This is a genomic window from Roseiarcus sp., assembly GCF_052145395.1.
Classification (GTDB): Bacteria; Pseudomonadota; Alphaproteobacteria; order Rhizobiales; family Beijerinckiaceae; genus Roseiarcus.
In genome coordinates this window covers 1-20,285 of the sequence record NZ_JBKQOT010000293.1, presented here as the reverse complement: position 1 = coordinate 20,285, position 20,285 = coordinate 1, and the positions used below count along the sequence as shown (strand labels likewise).

At 66.9% G+C, this 20,285-nt stretch carries 20 protein-coding genes; 13 read left to right on the top strand and 7 right to left on the bottom strand.

All coding sequences use genetic code 11. The annotated features are described in order from the left end of the window. Positions 1-177: 177 nt before the first annotated feature. Both ACLP25_RS09885 and ACLP25_RS09880 read left to right on the top strand, forming a co-directional pair. On the top strand, positions 178-669 hold the full coding sequence (locus ACLP25_RS09885; RefSeq protein ID WP_442469028.1) for an RNA polymerase sigma factor: 492 nt from the start codon (positions 178-180) through the stop codon (positions 667-669). A 15-nt stretch (positions 670-684) separates the two neighbouring features. Continuing rightward, on the top strand, positions 685-1,440 hold the full coding sequence (locus ACLP25_RS09880; protein ID WP_442469027.1) for an anti-sigma factor family protein: 756 nt from the start codon (positions 685-687) through the stop codon (positions 1,438-1,440). Positions 1,441-1,470: 30 nt separating this feature from the next. Here the strand turns inward: ACLP25_RS09880 and ACLP25_RS09875 are convergent, their stop codons facing one another. Continuing rightward, entirely contained in the window at positions 1,471-1,884 is a 414-nt protein-coding gene (locus tag ACLP25_RS09875; RefSeq protein WP_442469026.1) for a DUF302 domain-containing protein, read from the bottom strand. Positions 1,885-2,035: 151 nt separating this feature from the next. On the opposite strand from ACLP25_RS09875, the gene ACLP25_RS09870 reads away from it, so the two are divergent. Further along, complete coding sequence (locus tag ACLP25_RS09870; protein WP_442469025.1) at positions 2,036-3,064, top strand: alpha/beta fold hydrolase; 1,029 nt, start codon at positions 2,036-2,038, stop codon at positions 3,062-3,064. Between the two features lie 220 nt (positions 3,065-3,284). Here the strand turns inward: ACLP25_RS09870 and lysM are convergent, their stop codons facing one another. After that, the gene (lysM, locus tag ACLP25_RS09865; protein WP_442469024.1) at positions 3,285-3,731 is read right to left on the bottom strand and encodes a peptidoglycan-binding protein LysM; all 447 of its coding nucleotides are present in this window, start codon (positions 3,729-3,731) and stop codon (positions 3,285-3,287) included. Positions 3,732-3,890: 159 nt separating this feature from the next. On the opposite strand from lysM, the gene ACLP25_RS09860 reads away from it, so the two are divergent. The 5 genes from ACLP25_RS09860 to ACLP25_RS09840 all read left to right on the top strand — a co-directional run bounded on the left by ACLP25_RS09860 (position 3,891) and on the right by ACLP25_RS09840 (position 6,709). Then, entirely contained in the window at positions 3,891-4,802 is a 912-nt protein-coding gene (locus ACLP25_RS09860; protein WP_442469023.1) for a DnaJ C-terminal domain-containing protein, read from the top strand. Positions 4,803-4,805: 3 nt separating this feature from the next. Further along, complete coding sequence (locus ACLP25_RS09855; protein WP_442469022.1) at positions 4,806-5,087, top strand: chaperone modulator CbpM; 282 nt, start codon at positions 4,806-4,808, stop codon at positions 5,085-5,087. Between the two features lie 89 nt (positions 5,088-5,176). Next, positions 5,177-5,479 (top strand): hypothetical protein, encoded by a 303-nt coding sequence (locus ACLP25_RS09850; protein ID WP_442469021.1) that lies wholly within the window; start codon positions 5,177-5,179, stop codon positions 5,477-5,479. A gap of 57 nt (positions 5,480-5,536) precedes the next feature. Beyond that, the gene (locus tag ACLP25_RS09845) at positions 5,537-6,031 is read left to right on the top strand and encodes a hypothetical protein (RefSeq protein ID WP_442469020.1); all 495 of its coding nucleotides are present in this window, start codon (positions 5,537-5,539) and stop codon (positions 6,029-6,031) included. Positions 6,032-6,307: 276 nt separating this feature from the next. Beyond that, positions 6,308-6,709, top strand: coding sequence for a VOC family protein (locus tag ACLP25_RS09840; protein WP_442469019.1), 402 nt, complete (start codon positions 6,308-6,310; stop codon positions 6,707-6,709). Positions 6,710-6,854: 145 nt separating this feature from the next. On the opposite strand, the gene ACLP25_RS09835 is transcribed toward ACLP25_RS09840, so the two are convergent. Further along, positions 6,855-10,454, bottom strand: a complete 3,600-nt coding sequence (locus ACLP25_RS09835; RefSeq protein ID WP_442469018.1) for a hydantoinase B/oxoprolinase family protein — start codon at positions 10,452-10,454, stop codon at positions 6,855-6,857. Between the two features lie 91 nt (positions 10,455-10,545). Between ACLP25_RS09835 and ACLP25_RS09830 the strand changes: the two genes are divergently transcribed. Together ACLP25_RS09830 and ACLP25_RS09825 are read left to right on the top strand one after the other, a co-directional pair. After that, positions 10,546-11,526 (top strand): aldo/keto reductase, encoded by a 981-nt coding sequence (locus tag ACLP25_RS09830; RefSeq protein ID WP_442469017.1) that lies wholly within the window; start codon positions 10,546-10,548, stop codon positions 11,524-11,526. 45 nt (positions 11,527-11,571) lie between these two features. Then, the gene (locus ACLP25_RS09825) at positions 11,572-11,934 is read left to right on the top strand and encodes a DUF427 domain-containing protein (protein ID WP_442469016.1); all 363 of its coding nucleotides are present in this window, start codon (positions 11,572-11,574) and stop codon (positions 11,932-11,934) included. A 21-nt stretch (positions 11,935-11,955) separates the two neighbouring features. Here the strand turns inward: ACLP25_RS09825 and ACLP25_RS09820 are convergent, their stop codons facing one another. After that, positions 11,956-12,861, bottom strand: coding sequence for a ribonuclease T2 family protein (locus ACLP25_RS09820; RefSeq protein ID WP_442469015.1), 906 nt, complete (start codon positions 12,859-12,861; stop codon positions 11,956-11,958). A gap of 303 nt (positions 12,862-13,164) precedes the next feature. Between ACLP25_RS09820 and ACLP25_RS09815 the strand changes: the two genes are divergently transcribed. Together ACLP25_RS09815 and ACLP25_RS09810 are read left to right on the top strand one after the other, a co-directional pair. Next, positions 13,165-14,034, top strand: a complete 870-nt coding sequence (locus ACLP25_RS09815) for an SDR family NAD(P)-dependent oxidoreductase (RefSeq protein WP_442469014.1) — start codon at positions 13,165-13,167, stop codon at positions 14,032-14,034. Between the two features lie 146 nt (positions 14,035-14,180). Continuing rightward, a complete protein-coding gene (locus tag ACLP25_RS09810; protein WP_442469013.1) occupies positions 14,181-14,459 on the top strand; it encodes a hypothetical protein in 279 nt (92 codons plus the stop codon). Between the two features lie 1,527 nt (positions 14,460-15,986). Here ACLP25_RS09810 and ACLP25_RS09805 read toward each other — a convergent pair. The 3 genes from ACLP25_RS09805 to ACLP25_RS09795 all read right to left on the bottom strand — a co-directional run bounded on the left by ACLP25_RS09805 (position 15,987) and on the right by ACLP25_RS09795 (position 19,109). Continuing rightward, positions 15,987-17,279: a PQQ-dependent sugar dehydrogenase gene (locus ACLP25_RS09805; protein WP_442469012.1), complete on the bottom strand. Its 1,293-nt coding sequence runs from the start codon at positions 17,277-17,279 to the stop codon at positions 15,987-15,989. A 69-nt stretch (positions 17,280-17,348) separates the two neighbouring features. Continuing rightward, a complete protein-coding gene (locus ACLP25_RS09800; RefSeq protein WP_442469011.1) occupies positions 17,349-18,377 on the bottom strand; it encodes a hypothetical protein in 1,029 nt (342 codons plus the stop codon). Between the two features lie 150 nt (positions 18,378-18,527). Beyond that, the gene (locus tag ACLP25_RS09795) at positions 18,528-19,109 is read right to left on the bottom strand and encodes a peroxidase-related enzyme (RefSeq protein WP_442469010.1); all 582 of its coding nucleotides are present in this window, start codon (positions 19,107-19,109) and stop codon (positions 18,528-18,530) included. 87 nt (positions 19,110-19,196) lie between these two features. Here ACLP25_RS09795 and ACLP25_RS09790 point away from each other — a divergent pair, with 87 nt between their 5' ends. Next, entirely contained in the window at positions 19,197-20,246 is a 1,050-nt protein-coding gene (locus tag ACLP25_RS09790; RefSeq protein WP_442469009.1) for an LLM class flavin-dependent oxidoreductase, read from the top strand. Positions 20,247-20,285 lie beyond the last annotated feature (39 nt).

Sequence of the window (20,285 nt, the reverse complement as noted above, 5' to 3'; positions counted from 1 at the left end):
CCGGCGCGGCGAGGGCAAGACCGGCCACGAAAACGGCGCAGGCGAATGCATGAATCGAGCGACGGCTCGACTTGAAGTCGGATTTTGACGAGGCTTGCATCGTTGGGTCCCTTCCCGTGAGTGGGTGGAGCCGAGGGACCACGTGAGCGCGCGCATTATTCGTCGAGCGACGGCGCCGTGAGCGAGGAGAGCCGCCGCGAGGTGCGAGCCGGGCTCGAGGCGCACCTTGCGCGCCTCTGGCGTTACGCGGTTGTCCTCGCAGCCTCGCGCGACACCGCCGACGACCTCGTCCAGGCGACCTGCCTGCGCGCGCTCGAACGAGCCGACCAATACCAGCCCGGAACCCGCCTGGACCGCTGGCTGTTCTCGATCCTCCGCTCGATCTGGTTCAATGAGCTTCGGGCGCGGCGGGTTCGGGAGGGATCGGGACTGGTCGCGGCGGATGAGGCGCTGTCGATCGACGGCGCCCGGACCATCGAGACGAATGTTTTGGCCTCTGAAGTGTTGACGGCCGTCGGGCGCCTGCCCGAGGCTCAGCGCGAGGCGGTTCTGCTCGTCTACGCCGAGGGCTATAGCTACGCCGAGGCGGCGGAGACGCTCGGCGCGCCGATCGGCACGGTCATGAGCCGGCTTCACGCCGCCCGGACCGCGCTGGCGAAATTGAGGTAGGAGGGCGCCGGTCCAATGACCGACGACGAGGAGCTGATTGCGCTGATCGACAACGAGCTCGAGCCCGAGGCGCGCGCGCGCCTGACCGCGCGCCTCGCCGAAGACGAGGCTCTGCGCGCCCGGTTCGAAGCGCTTCGCCAGTCCCGCGACCGCCTCGCCTCCGCGTTCGACGCGCTGCTCGATGAGGCCCCGGTCGAGCGGCTCGCCGCCGCCCTCCCCAAGACCGCGCCGGCGCCGCCGGCCCCGCGCGCGCGATTCCGGTGGGCGGAACTCGCCGCCGGGTTCGTCGTCGGCGTGCTCGTTGCAGGCGCTCTCGCCTGGTTTACGCTCGGGCGCGTCGAGGGCGAGAGCGAGGAGGATTGGCGCGCCGCCGTGATCGAATACGCCAACCTCTACACCCCCGACACCTTCGCGTTCCCGAGCCCCGACGAAGCCCTCGCCGCCCGGCAGTTGCAGGCGGTCGGCGGCAAGGTCGGTCTCGACCTCACGCCCCAAAGCGTCGCGACGCAGGGCCTCGCCTACAAGATCGCGATCAACTTCGCTTTCGCGGACAAGCCCCTCGCCGAGATCGCCTATACCGACGAGAAAGGCGCGCCGGTGCTGTTCTGCATCACCGCCGACGGAGCGGGAGACGCGGCGCCGCGCCCCGACAAGCGAGATGGGTTCTCGACAGTCTCCTGGTCGCGCGGCGGGCGGAGCTACATGGTCGTGGGGCGACAGCCGGAAGACCGGGTCGTCGCTCTTGCGCAGACCTTCGCGGCGCGGTTCTAGGCGAGAACGGCTACGGACGCCGGCCGCTGTTCAGGCGGCCCCGCCGCGTCCCGCCGCCTCCGCCGCCACGGCGTGGAGCGCGTTCGCCATTGCGGCCAGGGTCGGCTCATGGCCCTTCACGGCTTCGTGACGGACGGCGAGCCAATGCGGCTCGTTGTAGGAAAGCCATGTCGCTCCGCGCTCGTCCTGCCAGACGAGCGCCTTGAGCGGCAGGTCGATGCCGATGGACTGGACGTCCTGCATCAGCGGCGTGCCGGCCTTGGGATTGCCGAACACGAGGACCTCGGTCGGCCGGAGTTCGAGCCCCGCCTCCGCCGCCGCCCTGGCGTGGTCGATTCGGGCGAGCACGGCCATCCCGTGAGCAGCGACCGCGGCGGCGAGCTTGTCCATCGTTTCCTTCGGTCCGAAACGGCTCTCGATCGTAACCAGTCCACCGGCCGCCATCGCCGCCCTCCTCTGTCCGTTCCGGCACGCCGAGGGTTTCGGCGCCTTGACCGGCTCGCGATTATGTTGCGCAACGCCGTCATGTGCGAGGCGAATTGTTCGTCCATACGTTGCAAGCGTCGCGGACCGAAGAGCGAAAGGGAAAGCGGACATGATTTGCGTTGGACAGGCGCTCCGCGCCGGACTGTTCGCCGTCGCGGCGCTCGCCGTCCCCGCCGCGTCGGCGCGAGCCGAGGAGCCGTCCTTTGGACCGGAACTGCAGGGGTTCGACTATCCGTGGCCGGTCAGCGACTACGCCTTCTCGTCGCAGGGCGAGGCGCTGACCATGCGCACTATGGATGTCGCCCCGTCCGACCCGGCGAACGGGCGGACCGCCGTCCTGCTGCACGGCAAGAATTATTGCGCGGCGACCTGGGAGGACACGATCCGCGCGCTCTCCGCCGCCGGCTACCGCGTGATCGCGCCCGACCAGATCGGCTTCTGCAAGTCCACGAAGCCCGAGCGCTATCAGTACAGCTTCCAGCAGCTCGCGGCGAACACCCACGCTCTGCTCGCTTCGCTCGGCGTGACGGATCCGGTGCTCGTCGCGCATTCGACCGGAGGCATGATCGCGGCGCGCTACGCCCTCATGTACCCGAAGGAGGTTTCGGCGCTCGTCCTCGTCAATCCGATCGGGCTCGAGGACTGGAAGGCGCTCGGCGTCCCCTGGCTCTCGGTCGATCAGTGGAACGAGCGCGAGAAAGCGACGACGGCCGAGCGCATCCGGGCCTACGAGCAGGCGACCTATTACGCAGGCCAGTGGCGGCCCGAATACGACCGCTGGGTAAACATGCTCGCCGGGCTTGTCCGCGGGTCGGGCCATGAGATCGTCGCGCGGAACCTCGCCCTCATCGACGACATGATCTTCACCCAGCCGGTCGTCTACGAGTTCCCGCTGATGAAGTTCCCGACGCTCTTGATGATTGGCGACAAGGACGTGACCGCGATCGGAAAGGACGTCGCGCCGCCCGACGTGCGCGCCAAGCTCGGCCATTATCCGGAACTTGCGCAAAAGGCGAAGGCGGCCATCCCGGGAGCGGAGCTGATCGAATTCCCGGACGCCGGCCACGCGCCCCAGATTCAGGACGCGCAACGGTTCAACGCCGCGCTGATCGACGCGCTCGCGCGGCTTGGACGGTGACGCTCGGGCGAACGGCTCAGAGGCCGTAGCCGGTCGCTCCGATGGAGGGAGCGCGTCTCGCGCTCCTTGGGCGGCGAGACGCCGCCCCTCCGATTGACCGCGACACTTTCCGCAAAGGCCTGGAATACAGCTCGGCGTCCCGATCAAGAGTCGGGACGTCGATTTCGATCGGCGCACCGGCGCCCATGGACGCCGGTCAGGCGGACCGGCCGCTTCGGCCTTAAGGCAGCGGCGGGATGCGCAGCACCTGGCCCGGATAGATCAAGTCCGGATTAGTCAGCATAGGCTTGTTGGCCTCGAAGATGACGTTGTACTTGTCGCCCTTGCCCTTGCCGTATTCCCGCTCGGAGATCGCCCACAGCGTGTCGCCGCTCTTGACGGTATAGTACTTCGAATCGGGATCGGTCTTAGTGGGCTTGATGTCGTTCTGCACCGTGCTGACGCCTTTGGTGTTGCCCAGCGCGATGGCGATCTTCTCGGCCTCCTCGGTCGACTTCGCCGTCCCCGACACCTTCACCTTGTCGCCGTCCACTTCGACCTTGACGTCCGAGTGATCGAGGCCGTGCTTGTCGAGCTCCTTCTTGAGCTCTTCGGCCGGCGCGGCCTTTGCGTCGCTGCCGCCGAAAATCGACGCGCCAGCGTTCTTGATGAAACTGATCAGTCCCATGGTTTGCTCCTTCTGCCGGCGACCGGCCGGCCTTTCGCAGCGAAGGGGGCACCCCCTAAGGCGGGCGCACTATTCCCGAACCGCAAGCGCAGGACAAGTCTGGAGGCCGCGTCGCGTTCCTGCTAAGCCTCCCCGATCCCGCTTATTCCGGACGCCCGCATGAAAGACCCCTACGAGGTCCTCGGCGTCGCCAAGACGGCGACCCCCGAGGAGATCCGCAAGGCCTATCGTCAACTCGCCAAGAAGCTGCATCCGGACCTCAACCCGGGCGACAAGCACGCCGAGGAGCGGTTCAAGGAGGTCTCGGCCGCCAACGAGCTCCTGTCCGATCCGGACAAGCGCCGCCGCTTCGACGCCGGCGAGATCGACGCGTCCGGGGCGGAAAAAGCGCCGCCGCAGGGCCGCTATTATCGCGAGTACGCCAGCGGCGCGGGACACCCTTACGCCAGCGCTGAAGGCTACGCCGACTTCGCCGAGGGCACCGCCATCTTCGCCGAGCTCCTGCGCCGCAGCCGCGAGCAGGCGAGGGAGCAGGCAAGGCGCGCGCCGGGCGCGGACCTGCATTACGAGCTTCACGTCCCTTTTCTCGACGCCGTCAACGGTGCGGTGAAGACGATCACCCTACCCCAGGGCGGAACGATGGACGTGACGATTCCCACCGGCGTCGAGGACGGGCAGGTGCTGCGCCTGCGCGGCAAGGGCGCGCCAGCGCCCGGCGAAGGCCCGCCCGGCGACGCGCTGGTGCAGATCGTGGTCGAGCCGCACCGATTCTTCACCCGCGAGGGCGATGACATTCTTCTCGAATTGCCGATCACGGTGAAGGAGGCGGCGCTCGGCGGAGAAGTCCGCGCGCCGACCACGACGGGCGGCGTCATGCTCAGGATTCCCAAGCGCTCGAGCACCGGCGATACCCTTCGCCTCAAGGGCAAGGGCGTGAAGACGCGGCGCGGCGCAGGCGACGAACTGGTAAAACTCAAGATCGTCATGCCGAAGGAGCCGGACGCCGAGTTCGAAAACTTCCTCGCCGGCTGGACGCCGCCGGCGGGGTACGATCCCCGCAAGGAGATGTGAGCCATGATCGACGAGGGGGAGTTTTTGCAGCGCGCCCATCTCGACCGGACGACGCTCGAGGTTTGGATCCGCGAGTCCTGGATCTGCCCGGACTGCACGACGCCCGAGCGGGCGTTTACCGAGATGGACCTCGCCCGCGCCAACCTCATCCACGACCTCAAGCACAATATGGGAGTCAACGACGAGGGGCTCGACCTGATCCTGCATCTGATCGACCAGATGCACGGGCTGAGGAGGGCGCTGGCGGAAGCGCTGGCGAGGCTGCCGGAGAGGGGGAAAGGCTGACCTTGGCCGGATTCACCCGAACCTTGACGGGAGACGCAAAAAGGCGGAGCGTTTGAAGGTAGTGATGGGAACCCGCTGAGGGTAACAGTATGGCGGAAGCCGACAACAGTCTGATGCTGACGATCCTGAGAGAGATCCGTGCCGACACGAACCAGCATCGAACGATGCTGCTTCAGGTCGTCGATCTCCTGCGCCGTCACGACCGGCGGTTTGACGAGATCGAGCGGCGCTTCGGCGACGTCGAGCGACGCATCTCTGACACGCGTGCAGAAATCGAACTGATGGTGAAGGCCGAATTGCTGGGAAGGCTGACACATTTCGAAACGCAAATGGATGAGCGGATCGCGCAACTTGAGGATCGGCTTTCCGCGGCCGAACGCCCCCGCAGTTGAAATGAACGGACGGCCGGTCTCGCAATCCATCTGATCGCGCTGCTTGAGGAGGCGTCCTTGCGATTTTCGAGCCATGTCTTCGGCCCCGCGGCTTTGCTTGCCGTAAGTACCGCCACCCTCGCCGATGAGCCTTTCCCGAAGACCGGCGCGGCGAAGCTCGCCGCCTATTCGGTGTGCCGCTCGCTTACCATCGTCGACATGGGGCCGGTCGGCTCGAACTCGTCCGCCGAATGCACCGGCATCGTGAAGACCCGCGACGGCTCGAAGCTGCTCAACAACCTCGCGATCCGCTGCCTCGAAGAGGCGAAGGCCCGGCCCGAGGGCTACGCCTTCACCGGGACCTGTATCCATACGGACGGCGACGGCGACAAGCTCTACATGACCTACGAAGGCCCCGAGAGCGGCGACGTCGCGCTCCTGGGCGGCACGGGCAAGTACAAGGACGTCACGGGCAAGGGAACCTGGTCCGTCGTCGACGCGCCCGGCAACAGCGCGAGCCTTTTCCTCTTTACGCTGACTTACGACGTGAGCTGGACGACGAAGGAGAAATGAAGCCGGCGCCCGCGGCTCTCTAATGAGCGCCGAAATTGCCTGTCGTGTCCATCCGCACATTATTCGGATAAGGCGGGTCAGGCGGGGCACACCCTGCGACGGAGAAGATCAGCGCAAATGCCGACAGCGTTTTGAGAAACCGGACCACGCGTTGTCCTTCCTGAAAGCTTCGGCGAGCGCGGCGGAGGCGTCGGGCGGGCGAGGCCCGACTCCACAAAGTCGCCACGCGCGGCCGCTAGACCATCGACCGGTCCACACGCGCATCGGAGTTCGTTCGTGGCTACGACCCCGCGCCCGCCTCAGATCATCCCCTACCTGTTCTACCGCGACGTTCCCGCCGCGCTCGACTTTTTGACCCGCGCCTTCGGCTTCAAGGAGGAGATGCGCCACGGCACGCCGAGCGGCGGCATGCACGCCGAGGCGTCCTTGCAGGGCCAGGTCGTCATGATGGGCCAGGGCGGGACCAGCCAGGACCTGAAAACGCCGTCGGACGTCGGCGCGGCGACGATGGGCGTGTTCGTCTATATCGACGACGTCGACCGGCATTACGAGGCCGCCAAGGCGGCGGGCGCCAAAATTGTCCATCCGCCCAAGTACGCCGATTACGGCCGAAACTATTGGGCCAATGACCCGGAGGGGCATCCGTGGTTCTTCACCACGCCGCCGAAAACGACATGAGCGAAGGGCGCGCAAAACCTGTAGCCGCGATCGGTGATCGCGGCTGACGCGGTCCATAGGGCGCCCATACGGACGCCCGTATGTCGGGTCTCACCGCCCAGGGAGCCCGAGACGCGCTCCCTCCGTTTGGTTCCACGCACCCTTCCTACGCCTTTCCCCACCCTCCCCCCGTCGGCGTGATAACCTCGATCGCCTCGCCCGCCACCACTTCCGTCTGGGCGCAGCCCGGCAAGACCTCGACGCGGCCATCGTTGCGGCGCACGGAATTGCGGCCGAGTTCGCCTGGGCTCCCGCCCATCATGCCGGGGTTCGGGACTTTGCGATGCCCGCTCAGCACCGCGACCTGCATGGCTTTGAGGAAGCGGATGCGGCGCAGCGTGCCGTCGCCCGCCTTCCATCGCCCCTTGCCGCCCGAGCCGCGGCGAATGTGAAAGTCCTCCAGCACCGCGGGGAATCGGCTCTCGAGAATCTCCGGGTCGGTGAGGCGCGAGTTGGTCATGTGGGTGTGCACGGCGGCGGCGCCGTCGAAGCCCGGGCCGGCCGGCGCGCCGGAACAGATCGTCTCGTAATATTGGTGGGTCGCGTCGCCGAAGGTGAGGTTGTTCATCGTCCCCTGCGCCGAGCCCAGCGCGCCAAGCGCGGCGAACAGCGTGTCCGTCACCGCCTGCGATACTTCCACATTCCCCGCCACCACCGCGGCCGGATAACGCGGCGACAGCATCGAGCCTTCCGGCAAGATCACCCGAATCGGCTTCAGGCACCCGGCGTTCATCGGGATGTCGTCGTCGACCATGACGCGGAAAACGTAGAGCACGGCGGCGCGCGTGACCGGCTCCGGCGCGTTGAAGTTGGTCGGCTGCTGCGGCGACGTGCCGGTGAAATCGACGGTCGCCTCGCGGCGCTCCTTGTCGACCGTGATCCTCACCTTGATGACGGCGCCCTGGTCGGAGACCGATTCCGCCTCGCTGTCCGCGAGGCGGTCGATCACCCGCCGCACGCTCTCCTCGGCGTTATCCTGCACGTGGCCCATGTAGGCCTCGACCGTCTCGAGGCTGAAATGCTCGACCATGCGGCGAAGCTCGTGCGCGCCCTTCTCGTTGGCCGCGATCTGCGCCTTGAGGTCGTTGACGTTCTGCACCGGATTGCGCGCGGGCCAGGGTCCGCTCGTCAGCAACGCAACGAGGTCCTGCTCGCGGAAGCGGCCGCGTTCGACGAGCAAAAAATTGTCGATGTAGATTCCCTCTTCGTGGATCGTGGTCGCGAGCGGCGACATCGAGCCCGGCGCGACTCCGCCGATGTCGGCGTGGTGGCCGCGCGAGGCGACCCAGAAGAGGATTGTCTCGCCCCCTTCGTCGAAGACCGGCGTGCAGACGGTGATGTCGGGCAGATGCGTGCCGCCGTTGTAGGGCGCGTTCAGCGCGAACGCGTCGCCGGCGCGGATGCGCCCAAGATTCTCCTTGATGATCGTCTCGACCGAGCGGTCCATCGAGCCAAGATGCACGGGCATGTGCGGCGCGTTCGCGACGAGGCTCCCCTGCCGGTCGAACACCGCGCAGGAGAAGTCGAGCCGCTCCTTGATGTTGACCGAATAGGCGGTGTTCTGCAGCGTCACGCCCATCTGCTCGGCGATCGACATGAATAGGTTGTTGAAGATCTCGAGCATGACCGGATCGGCCTTGGAGCCGATCGCTTCGCGCTTGGGCAAAGGTTCGACGCGGGTCAGGACGACATGGTTCTTCGGCGTGACCTCCGCCCGCCAGCCCTCTTCGACGACGATGGTCTGATGCGGCTCGATGACGAGCGCGGGGCCGGCGACGGACGCCCCGATCGGCAGAGCCTCGCGCAGGAACACGCCGGCCTCGCGCCACGCGCCCTTTGCGAAAAAGCGCGTCCGGCGCGCGGGCGCCGGCGCGCCCTCCGCCGCGATCGGGCGCGCCCGCTCGGCAAAGCGCGCCGCGCCGCCGACCGCCTCCGCCGACACCGCTTCGATCACAACTGCCTTCGTCCTGTCGATGAAGCCGAACCGGCTCTTGTGCGCCTTCTCGAAGGCGCGCCGCATGGCGGCGCCCCAGCCGAGCGCGATCTCGATCGTCGTGTCGGACCCGGCGTAGCGCAGTTGCGCCCGCCGATGGACCTTGACGTCGCGCCGCGCGACCCCCTGCCGCTGGACCTCCGCGACCGCGCTGTCGGCGAGCGCGTCGGCGATGAGACCGACGCGTTCGAGCGCGAGGGCGTCGAGCGGTTCGTCAACCCCTTGTGCGCGCTGCGCCGCGATGTCGGCGAGTCCCATGCCGTAGGCCGACAGCAGCGACGACAGCGGATGGATCAGCACGGTCGAGATCGAGAGTGCGTCGGCGACGTCGCAGGCGTGCTGCCCCCCGGCGCCGCCGAAGCAGTTCAAGGCATAGCGCGTCACGTCGTAGCCGCGCGCCACCGAGATCGTCTTGATCGCCTCCGCCATCTTGGCGACGGCGATGGCGAGGAAGCCGTCGGCGACGGCCTCGGGCGCGCGGCCGTCGCCGATTTTCTCCGCGAGCGCCTCGAACTTCGCGCGAACCACATCGGCATCGAGCTGCGCGTCGCCATGTGGCCCGAACACTTTTGGAAAGAGGTCGGGGATGAGCTTGCCGGTCATAAGATTGGCGTCGGTGACGGCGAGCGGACCGCCATGGCCGTAAGCTGCGGGGCCCGGAACGGCGCCGGCGGAATCGGGGCCGACGCGATAGCGCGCGCCGTCGAAAAAGAGGATCGAGCCGCCGCCCGCGGCGACGGTGTGGATCTTCATCATCGGCGCGCGCATGCGCACGCCGGCGACCTCCGTTTCGAAGGCGCGCTCGAAACGCCCATCGAAATGGGCGACATCGGTCGAGGTGCCGCCCATGTCGAAGCCGATGACGCGGGAAAAGCCGGCGCTCGCGGCCGTGCGCGCCATCGCCACCACGCCGCCCGCGGGGCCCGAGAGGATCGCGTCCTTGCCGGCGAAGAGGCCTGCCGATGTGAGCCCTCCCGACGACATCATGAACATCACCTGCGCGCCGGTGCGCTCGATGTCGAGCGCGCGCGAGACGCGTTGAACGTAGCGGGCGAGGATCGGCGACAGATAGGCGTCGACAACCGTCGTGTCGCCGCGCCCAACGCGCTTGATGAGCGCCGAGCATGCGTGGCTTTCCGACACTTGCGCAAAGCCGAGCTCGCGGGCGACGGCGCCGACCATGCGCTCGTGTTCGGGATAGCGGTAGGCGTGCATGAACACGACCGCGACCGCGTCGAATTTTTGCGCGCGCGCCTCGGCGAGCGCCGCGCGCACGGCTTGCGGATCGGGGGCGGCCTCGACCGTTCCGTCGGCCCGCACGCGCTCGTCGATCTCGATCACCGCGGAATAAAGCTGCTCCGGCTTGACGATGTTCTTGGCGAAGATTTTCGGGCGCGCCTGGTAGCCGATCTCGAGCGCGTCGCGGAAGCCACGCGTGGTCACGAGCAGCGTGCGCTCGCCCCGCCGCTCCAGGAGCGCGTTGGTCGCCACCGTCGTGCCCATCTTGACCACGCCGATCGCGCCTTCCGGAATCGCTTCGCCCGCGGCGAGCCCGAGGAGGCGCCGGATCGCCTCGACCGCGGCGTCGTCATAAAGCGCGCTCTCCGAGAGGAACTTTCGGGCGTGCAGCCGGCCGGCCGGATCGCGGCCGATGACGTCGGTGAACGTGCCGCCACGATCGATCCAGAAGTCCCAGCCGCGTCTTGCTTTCACGATCGTTTGACCCTCGCCGCCGTCGCCGGCTTTGGCCCGACCCTACGAAAGGTCCTATGATTGGCGCAACCAATCGATAAGGAGGCTCATCATGGAAACGGTGAAGTTCGGCAAGACGGGCCTGCAGGTGTCGAGGCTGTGCCTCGGCTGCATGACCTACGGCTCGGCCAAGTGGCGCGAGTGGGTGCTGGAAGAGGAGGCGTCGCGCCCGTTGATCCGCGAGGCGCTGGAGAAGGGGATCAACTTCTTCGACACCGCAGACGTCTATTCGCAGGGGGCGAGCGAGGAAATTGTCGGCCGGGCGCTGAAAGAGTACGCCAAGCGTCCCGAGGTCGTGATCGCCACGAAGGTCCATGGGGCGATGGGCCCCGGCGCCAACGCCAAGGGCCTGTCGCGCAAGCACATTCTCGAAGGGATCGACGCCTCGCTGAGGCGGCTCGGGACGGACTACGTCGACCTCTACCAGATCCATCGCTTCGACCCGCTGACGCCGATGGAGGAGACCCTCGAGGCGCTCAACGACGTCGTGCGCGCCGGAAAGGCGCTCTATATCGGCGCCTCGTCGATGTACGCCTGGCAATTCGCCCGCATGATCGGCATCGCCCGCGCCCGGGGCCACGCCGAATTCGCCTCGATGCAGAACTATTACAACCTCGTCTATCGCGAGGAAGAGCGCGAGATGATGAAATTCTGCCAGTTCGAGAACATCGCCGTCATCCCGTGGTCGCCGATGGCGCGCGGCTATCTCGCCGGCTCCGGCGTCGGCTCCGGGGCTTCGACGGTGCGCGGCCGGACCGACCCGTTCAGCGCGACGCTCGGCCTCGGCTCGCCCCAGGACGAAGCGATCCGCGAGCGGGTGAACGCTGTCGCGAAAGAGCTCGGAACAAAGCCCGCCGTCGTCGCGCTCGCCTGGGTGCTATCGAAGCCCTTCGTGACCGCGCCGATCGTCGGCGCCTCGAAGCCGCATCACCTCGCCGACGCGGTCGCGGCGACCGAGCTCAAGCTCGACGCTCCCACGATCGCCACACTCGAGGAGCCTTATCAGCCCAAGGCGGTGGCGGGGCATGCGTGAGCCCTTCTCCCCGCTCTGCGGGGCGAGGGGCTTGAGGAGGAGCGCATGACCCAGGCCGGCACGAAGGACCATCCCATCACCATCGAGCCGATCGCCGGGCGCGTGCGCGTCGTCTGGCGCGGGCGGACGATCGGCGAGACGACGCGGGCGCTCGAACTCGCCGAGGCGGGCTACAAGCCCGTCGCCTACATTCCGCGCGAGGATGTCGACATGCGATTCCTCGACCGCACCGACCGCGTCACGACCTGCCCCTACAAGGGCGAGGCGAACTACTATGCGATCCGCGACGACGACGCCCGGGACGACAACGCCGTGTGGACCTACGAGCATCCGAAGGGAAGCGTCGGCGAAATCGCCGCGCATCTCGCGTTCTATCCGAACCACGTCGAGATCGTGCGCGCGGGTTAGGACCTATCGCGCCCGTATTGTTCAGCGTGAAGGCCGAACCACCAGCCCAGCCGGGCACCCCGTCTGCGAGGGCTGAGCCGCAAGAATGAGATCGCCGATTGGCGCCGAACCGGCCACATTGCCGGCCAGCGAAATCATGAGTTCGCCAATCGTCCGCTGCGAACCGTGACCTTGGCAACTCACGGTCACGCGCGCGCCGGCGCCCGCGCCGAACGACTGGTCGAATGCGGCTTGAATCGCGTCGGACGAAAGAGACTTGCCGACGTTCTGGGCGAACAGCTCCCGCACTCCGGAAGCATTGATCTGCTCGACGAGTTCCGCGGCGCGATTGAAATAGGAGTCGGCCGTGGCGCCGAAGCAGGTTCCGTGCTCTATCCATTCGTGCCGCTCGAGCCCAGACTGAGTTCCCGGCATGACCGCCGAAAGGCGCTTTTTCGTCGCGTCGCTCAGATCCGGTTCTGGCAGGCTGCTCCAATCGTGGCGCTTGTCCGCCGCGGCAAATTCTTGGCCGACATTCGTGCAGTAGGCCTTGCCGCGCGGCTGCGGCCAGAGTCCGTGGAGGCTCAGATGGGTCGCATCGAAGCTCTGTCCGGTTTCGTTAGCGCATTCGGTCTTGTCGGCGTGCTCAAGGCAAAAGGCCGGCTCCCAGCCGAGAGCAAGCACATGCGTCGCGCGCACGGCGCCAGCGTGCGCATTGGCGGACGGCGTGACTTCGGCGCCGTTGACGTCGCCGCAAGCGACTTCAACCCAACGCTGCGCGGGCGATGCGCCATCGACCGTGATCTGATAGTAGGTCGCGTCGGCTTTGTTCTTTCCAGTAATTGGGTACGAGCGGCCCGGCTCGATTGTTACGCCGCCCGGATTTGTCTGACGACGAATCGACTGATAGGCGGGGCAACCCTGCTTGGCGACCAATGTGCCCGACATCGGGACCTGCGCGGACGCCGGCGTCAGGCTGAAGCACAAGCCAATCGCAACGACGGATAGCAAGCTCTTCGTCTGCAATGTCTTCCACCAATCGCTGGATCGGCCAAGAATGAACTGCCGTCGACAGATAGAGGCTCACGGCGCTGAGGGCAACCTCCGCCCCTCTGATCGTTCGCGATAATGAATGGCGAAGCCGTCATCACCGAAGGCCGGGCCGCTCAAGCGGGTGACCGACCCGCCGGGCAGCCTTGAAATGTCGATCGCGCTCGCGATCTGCCAGATGCAAATGTCAGGAGGCGACCAATGGCGGAGTCGACGACGAATCGGGTCTCGAAGGCTGACGTCAATGGCAAGACCATCCTCTTCACCGGCTCGACCGACGGCGTCGGGCGCTGGGTCGCCGAGCGGCTCGGCGCCCAAGGCGCGCGTGTGCTGGTCCATGGCCGCGACCGGACGCGCGGAGAAGCAGTCGTTACTCGCATCGCGAAAGCCGCCGGCGCGGCGACGTTCCTTAAGGCCGACCTCGCCTCGCTCGCCGAGGTTCGCCGGCTCGCCGAGGCCGTGCGGCGCGAAACCGATACCCTCGACGTCCTCGTCAACAACGCCGGGATCGGCACCGCCGGAAACGCGCGCTCCGTCAGCGCCGACGGATTCGAACTGCACTTCGCGGTCAACTATCTCGCCGGCTTCCTGCTGACGCGGCTCCTCTTGCCCGATCTCATGAAGCGCGCCCCGTCGCGGATCGTCAACGTCGCCTCCGCGGGCCAGCAGGCGATCGACGTCTCCAACGTGATGCTGGCCCGCGGCGTGAGCGGCGTCAGCGCCTACTGCCAGAGCAAGCTCGCGCAGATCCTGTTCACCATCGACCTTGCGGAGGAGCTGAAGGGCCGCAACGTGACGGTCAACGCGCTGCATCCGGCGACCTATATGAACACGACCATGGTCCGCTTGAGCGGCGTGCGGCCCATGAGCACGGTGGAAGAAGGCGGCGAGGCGATCCTCAAGCTCGTCGCCTCGCCTGCGCTCGATGGCAAGAGCGGCCTCTATTTCAGCGGCCAGCGCGAGGCCCGCGCCGAAGCGCAGGCCTACGACGCGACCGCGCGCAAGCGTCTGCGCGCGCTGAGCTTCGACCTCGTCGGCATGGCCGATCCCGGGACGACGGGGCACGGTTAGCAGTTATATGGCCACGGGTATGGCGGGTTCGTCGAATTCCACTGAGTATACGGGTTGACCCCGCAATAACCGGAGTTGCCGTAGTAGCGGTTATGGCTGTAGTCGCGGTGATGCCCGCTAATGGCGCCGTACATTCGGCTGCCTGAATGAAAGGCGCCCCCTGTGTGAATGGCGCCCAAGCCGGCTGCCCCGCCAAGAGACATCCTTGCGCCTCCGAAATCACCGCCGAAATGACCAAAGCCGCCACCATCGAATCCCCCGCCGAACGTCCTCGCGCCCCCGAAATCACCGCCGAAGTGACCGCCGCCGCCACCCCCATGGCCACCGCCGCCCCCGCCTCCGCCTCGCGCGAGCGCGTCGGACGTTGCGAGAGCAGCGATCATCGCGACAGCTGCAAGGGACAAGCCGGCGATCTTAGACTTTGATGTTCGCATGACGGTTGCCTTTCAAAAGAGTATTCGAACTTCTGTTCGCAAATAAGGTGGCGTCCGCACGCCAACCTAAAAGACCGACAAATGGATCGAAAGGGCATACTTATGTGTTAGGTCCAGGCCGGCTGCGCCACACGGAATTCCTCTGCTGAACGACTTTGATAAGTCTTGGCGCGCTCCTGCGCTTCTTCCGCGATCTCTCCCTGCGCCGCGTCCGACAAAAGCCGCATTACCGAACGCAGCCCGCCGCTTTCGCGCTCTTGCGTCGCCACGAACAACGGCAGGGACGCAAGACGGACAAAACTCAGCCGTCGGCTCCAGCCTTTGTTGGGCCGCCTGAGCCGCCATGCGATAGGTTTTGCGATCCCATGCGTTGCGGGCGTGAAAAGCTATGTGGCTTGTGAAAATCCAGACACGGCGACCAACAGCCGCACTCCAACCTTGGCCGGAGGATCACTCAATGGGGAGGATTGCTCTTGTGATCTTGGCGTGCCTCGCGCCCGGCGCCTGCGCCATGCCGGTCAACGCGCCTGCCCCGATCCCGTCCCCACACATTGACTGGCGCGGCTAGAGAGCGGCGGACTCGTTTGGACAAGGCCGATGGGTCCGCGTATGCGAATCGAAGGCGGCCGCGTTGTCAAAATCCGCTTTTGCGAGGTGTTCTACCGCTGTTCCACCTCCGACGCGATTTCCGGCTCTGTGAACTTGCAAGCGCCGCGGAAGGCGCGGCGAAAGAGGCCCGTTTTACAAAATCCGCTGTCTTTGCCGCCGTTGTTCGCGGACCCGGCGCGCGCATTTCACGCGGCCTGCTCTCTGCGCAGCGGACGACCGGAGTCGACGTCAAACGGGCATACGCGGACGGCGCCTAGCGACCCATCAAGCTCGCCTCAATTCTTGGCGGCGGGAACCGCGGGCGAGATCGAAAGCGTCAGCTATGCGTCCGGCCGGACGGCCGTCAATGGGCCCGGACCCGAGTGGGCTCCTACTTCATCGAAGCATGGCCCGCTTAATCAAGATCTGTCGGGGTCAACCTCACCCGGAGTGACAGACAACCAGAGCGCCATCGGGGGTCTGACAGAGCGGACCAACCTGCGAGCCGCCACCGTGCCCGGAGTAACAGACAGCCAGAGCGCCATCGGGAGTCTGACAGAGCGGACCAACCTGCGAGCCGCCACCGTGCCCGGAGTAACAGACAACCAGAGCGCCATCGGGGGTCTGACAGAGGGGACCAACCTGGGCGTCGGCCGCGAAGGTCAGGCCAACCGCAGCCACGACTGCTAAAGCGATTCTAATCATTCTATCCTCCTCACCGCTAGCTCATCGACTTGCTCCCTTTTAGGGGCAGTTAGGCGCAGCTTCTTTGCGCCGTAAGTCCCCCGTTCCGAAAAAATGTTCCCTCATTTGGAAAAAATTTTCCTGGATGTCTCTATCCGGCGTGGCGGCGACGCCAATCGCGCCGCACCCTACGAATCGGACGCCCTGTTCGACAGAGAAATCCTTCGAGTCGAAAGACGATGTGCTCTAGCTGTGAAAGGTCACCCGCCAGATCGCGCCCCCTTCGTCGTCGGTGACGAGGAGGGCGCCGTCGCGTGTGACGGCGACGTCGACCGGGCGGCCCCAGACACCGGCGTCGCCGGCCACGAAGCCGACAAGAAAATCCTCATAGACCCCTGTCGGGCGGCCGTCCGTCATGAGAAGCCGGACGACCTTGTAGCCGGTGCGCTTCGCCCGGTTCCACGAGCCGTGGAAGGCGACGAACGCGTCGCCCCGGTATTCGGCGGGGAACTGTCCTCCCTCGTAGAACGTGATCCCGAGCGGGGCCGAATGCGGCTGGAACAGCGCGTCGGGAACGCGAACTTTTCCGGCGAGATCGGGCCGCTCGCCCTTGTGGCTCGGGTCCTCGTGCGCGCCGATGTAGAACCATGGCCAACCGTAAAAGCCGCCCTCCGCGACACGGGTCGCATAGTCGGGCGGAAGGTCGTCGCCGAGTCCGTGCTCGTTGACGACGCACCACAAGGCGCCGCTCGCCGGCTCGACGGTCAGCCCCGAGCAGTTGCGTAAGCCCGTCGCGTAGGTCCGCTTGCGCCGGCCATCAGGGTCGAAAGCGAGCACGTCGGCGCGGTCGCGCTCCTGGTCCATCCCCATGAAACGCGCGGCAATCGCCTTCAGGCCGTCCGCGTCGTTGGTCGCCGAGCCGACGGAGACGAACATGGTTTGGCCGTCCGGCGCGAAGGCGAGGTCCCGGGTCCAGTGCGCCCCGCCTCTCGGCAGATCCGGGACGACCGTTTCGGGGGGACCGGAGGCCGCAAGATCGCCACTTCGATAAGGAAAGCGCAGCACCGATCCAGGCGTCGCGACATAGATCCAGCGGGGATCGGGGCCCGGAGGATAGAACGCGATCCCGAAGACCTGCGGCAGGTTTTCAGCGAAGACGCGCGGCTTCGCCGGGGCGGGACTCGTCCCGTCGGCGCGGAACGCCAGAACGCGCCCGGCGCCGCTCTCCGCGACGAACAGGTCGCCGTTCGGGGCGGTGCGGATGACGCGGGGCTCGGAAAGCCCGGACGCGATGAGGTCGACGGTAAAGCCCGGCGGCGCTTTCGGCAGCGCGCCGGGCGGGCGCGAAACGAGGGACGACGGATTGGCGACCGTGGGCGTCGCGTAGGGCTGCGGAAGATCGGCCGGCGTAATCAGCCGGCGCACGCCCGGCGCGTCCGAGCGCCAGTCGCCGTAGGCCGCGGCGCCCGTCCGGACGGATTCGTCGGCATGCGCAGTCGCGGCAGCCGCAATCAGCGCGATCGTCGCGATGCTGCGCATCGGTTCGGCTCTCTCCTCCAAAAATACGGACGCCCCGGCGCCGGGAGCTCGGTCAAAAGGCAGTCGGACCTACGGGTCCTTCCGGCTTGCGGCGGCGGGGCCGGCGGCGGGCCGATCTTCCGCGACGCCTGGGGAAGAGCCGTCAACGGCGACGGTCACGTCATTGAGCTCCTGGTGCAGCGCCTCTGCGTCCTCGCGGTAGAGATACGGCGCCATGCTGTCCTTGACCAGATAGGCGATCGGCCTCCCGTCTCGGTCGTAGTCGGCGCCGTAGACCAGCATGGCGTGATCGTCCGTGCCGACCACCACAGCCTCGCCGCGCCTGAGGGACTTGTGAATGAGGTCGATCAGCCTGTCGAGCGTCACGTAATCGACGCGCGTCTCCGGCCGCGCGTCCGGGTCGTGGGACGGTCCCCACCCTTCAGCGCCGTCGCGGGACAGGTCGAACTCCGTCCACGCCTTGCCGTCGAGCGCGGCGCGCGCCAAAGCGGCCGGGCTCACCGGCTTGCCCTCGAGATGAGTCGTTTTCGGCTTGGCGCCGAGCGCCGCCGCGAGCGCGTCGGCGAGCGCCCGTTCCTTCCGGAGCGGCTCGACCTCTTTGGCGAGGGTTTCCTTGAGCGACGCGAACACCGGGTCGACGTTCACCACGTCGTGGAAATCGTCCTTGTCGAGCAATCCGTTCTCGCGGATGAGTTCGATCGCCTCGACCGCCAGCCCGCCTTTGCTCGGCTCATCGGGTCCGGGCTCGCCGCGGATCAGCCGGCGGAAGCGGTCGGCGACTGAATCGACCTGCAGCGCGGCGCGCGAGAACTCGACGTGCGCGCCGGGATGGCGCTCCATGTAGTTCGTCTCGAGCATGCTCAGCGTCGCGAACACCCAGCAGAGATCCGTGTCGCCCTGATCGAGCGGCGCCGTGATCGGCAGCACGTAGTGTTCGGCCGTCGCCGCAGGCTCGCCGCCGGCGTCGATATGAAAGACCGGCAGGGGCGCGTCGTTCCGCACGACCGCGGCAGCGAGGCAGGCGACGAGCCCGGCGAGAGACAGGAACGCCAGCGCGCGCCGGTATCCGCCGGCCGGCGGACCGTTCAGGAAGCTCATGAGATTTCGACCCGGTTATCCACGGCCCGGGCGACGCCAGGCTCACGCTCCGCCCTTTTCAGGCGATGGGCCCCAACGTCAAACGCCTGCGAATGTTCCCACGAAGGCCTTCGGATGACCCAGGGATGGCGGAGGTCTGGAGAATTCGCGTCAGCGGCGCTGCTCGCGGCCCATCGCGTAGAACTCGTCGTTGGGGCGGATCGAGAAGGCGTTCGCAAGCCGATTCGACATCGCGAAAAACGCGGCGATCGCCGCAATGTCCCAGGCCTCGTCGTCGGTGAACCCGTGGTCCTTCAGCGCCCCGTAGTCAGAATCGTCGACCTCGTGCGAGCGCGCCGCCACTTTCACGGCGAAATCGAGCATCGCCCTTTGGCGCGGCGTGAGGTCGGCCTTGCGGTAGTTGACCGCGACCTGATCGGCGATCAGCGGGTTCTTCGCCCGTATCCGCAAAATCGCGCCGTGCGCGACGACGCAGTACTGGCAGGCGTTGAGGCCGGAGGTCGCAACCACGATCATCTCGCGCTCGGCCTTGCTGAGGCCGCCCGGCTTCTCCATCAGCGCGTCATGATAGGCGAAGAAGGCGCGGAACTCGTCGGGGCGGCGCGCCAGCGCGAGAAAGACGTTGGGCACGAAGCCCGACTTTTCCTGCACGGCAGAGATCCGCTCGGCGATGTCCTTGGGAAGATCCTCGAGCCTCGGCGGTTCGAATCGGCTGATCGGTGTGTTGCTCATAGCGCGCCTTCGCTTACGAGCCCGCATGCTATCATCGGGGCCCCCTGCGCGGGAAATCGGCCGCGCTTTTTCCTTGCGAGGCCTCCCATGGAGCTCGGCGTCTACACCTTCGTCGAAACCCGGCTCGACCCGAAGACCGGCGAGCCGGTCGATCTCGACAAGACCTTCGCCGAGCTCTTGGATGAGATCGAGCTCGCCGACCGTGTCGGGCTCGACGTGTTCGGCCTCGGCGAGCACCATCGGCCGGACTACGCAATCTCGGCGCCGGCCGTGGCGCTCGCGGCGGGGGCGGCGCGGACGAAGCGCATCCGCCTCACGAGCGCGGTGACGGTGCTGTCGTCCGACGATCCGGTGCGCGTCTATCAGCAGTTCGCCACGCTCGACTGCGTTTCCGGCGGCCGGGCGGAGATCATGGCCGGGCGCGGAGCGTTCATCGAATCCTTCCCGCTGTTCGGCTACGATCTCGAGGACTACGAAAAGCTGTTTTCGGAAAATCTCGAGCTTTTGCTTGCGATCCGAAAGGACGCCCGGCCCAACTGGCGCGGCGGGCGCCGCCCGCCCCTCGACGGCCAGGGCGTCTATCCCCGCGCGCTGCAAAACCCCCTGCCCGTCTGGATCGCGTCCGGCGGCACGCCGCAGTCGGTGGCGCGAGCAGGCGCGCTGGGCCTGCCGCTCGCCATCGCCATCATCGGCGGCGAGCCTGCGCGCTTCGCGCCGCTTGCCGCGCTCTATCGCGAGCAGGCGCGTCGCGCCGGCGTTCCGGAAAGCGCGCTGAAACTCGGGATCAACGGCCACGGCTTTGTCGCCGACACGGCCGAGGCCGCGGTCGACGCCTATTTCGCGCCCTACGCCGAGGTGATGCGCCGCCTGGGCCGCGAGCGCGGCTGGCCGCCCCTCTCTCGGGAGCAGTTCGACATCGGCCGCTCGCCGCGCGGACATCTGATGCTCGGGTCGCCGGACGACGTAGCCGCCAAGATTCTCGCGCAGCATGAGGTTTTCCGTCACGACCGTTATCTGATGCAGATGAAGGTCGGCCAGCAGCCGCACGAGGCGATCTTGCGCTCGATCGAGCTGTTCGGAACGGTCGTTGCGCCAAAGGTGCGGGACGAAGTCGCGAAGCGGAAGGCGGCGGCTTAGGGACCGCGTCATCGGCGCGGATCGGCGCCCCCGCCCCCC

What these genes read in the sequence shown, in the direction of transcription:
- ACLP25_RS09880 (WP_442469027.1), top strand. Translation starts at nt 685, where the DNA reads ATGACCGACGACGAGGAGCTGATTGCGCTGATCGACAACGAGCTCGAG.
- ACLP25_RS09875 (WP_442469026.1), bottom strand. Translation starts at nt 1,884, where the DNA reads ATGGCGGCCGGTGGACTGGTTACGATCGAGAGCCGTTTCGGACCGAAG.
- ACLP25_RS09870 (WP_442469025.1), top strand. Translation starts at nt 2,036, where the DNA reads ATGATTTGCGTTGGACAGGCGCTCCGCGCCGGACTGTTCGCCGTCGCG.
- lysM (WP_442469024.1), bottom strand. Translation starts at nt 3,731, where the DNA reads ATGGGACTGATCAGTTTCATCAAGAACGCTGGCGCGTCGATTTTCGGC.
- ACLP25_RS09860 (WP_442469023.1), top strand. Translation starts at nt 3,891, where the DNA reads ATGAAAGACCCCTACGAGGTCCTCGGCGTCGCCAAGACGGCGACCCCC.
- ACLP25_RS09855 (WP_442469022.1), top strand. Translation starts at nt 4,806, where the DNA reads ATGATCGACGAGGGGGAGTTTTTGCAGCGCGCCCATCTCGACCGGACG.
- ACLP25_RS09850 (WP_442469021.1), top strand. Translation starts at nt 5,177, where the DNA reads ATGGCGGAAGCCGACAACAGTCTGATGCTGACGATCCTGAGAGAGATC.
- ACLP25_RS09830 (WP_442469017.1), top strand. Translation starts at nt 10,546, where the DNA reads ATGGAAACGGTGAAGTTCGGCAAGACGGGCCTGCAGGTGTCGAGGCTG.
- ACLP25_RS09825 (WP_442469016.1), top strand. Translation starts at nt 11,572, where the DNA reads ATGACCCAGGCCGGCACGAAGGACCATCCCATCACCATCGAGCCGATC.
- ACLP25_RS09820 (WP_442469015.1), bottom strand. Translation starts at nt 12,861, where the DNA reads ATGTCGGGCACATTGGTCGCCAAGCAGGGTTGCCCCGCCTATCAGTCG.
- ACLP25_RS09815 (WP_442469014.1), top strand. Translation starts at nt 13,165, where the DNA reads ATGGCGGAGTCGACGACGAATCGGGTCTCGAAGGCTGACGTCAATGGC.
- ACLP25_RS09810 (WP_442469013.1), top strand. Translation starts at nt 14,181, where the DNA reads ATGAAAGGCGCCCCCTGTGTGAATGGCGCCCAAGCCGGCTGCCCCGCC.
- ACLP25_RS09805 (WP_442469012.1), bottom strand. Translation starts at nt 17,279, where the DNA reads ATGCGCAGCATCGCGACGATCGCGCTGATTGCGGCTGCCGCGACTGCG.
- ACLP25_RS09800 (WP_442469011.1), bottom strand. Translation starts at nt 18,377, where the DNA reads ATGAGCTTCCTGAACGGTCCGCCGGCCGGCGGATACCGGCGCGCGCTG.
- ACLP25_RS09795 (WP_442469010.1), bottom strand. Translation starts at nt 19,109, where the DNA reads ATGAGCAACACACCGATCAGCCGATTCGAACCGCCGAGGCTCGAGGAT.
- ACLP25_RS09790 (WP_442469009.1), top strand. Translation starts at nt 19,197, where the DNA reads ATGGAGCTCGGCGTCTACACCTTCGTCGAAACCCGGCTCGACCCGAAG.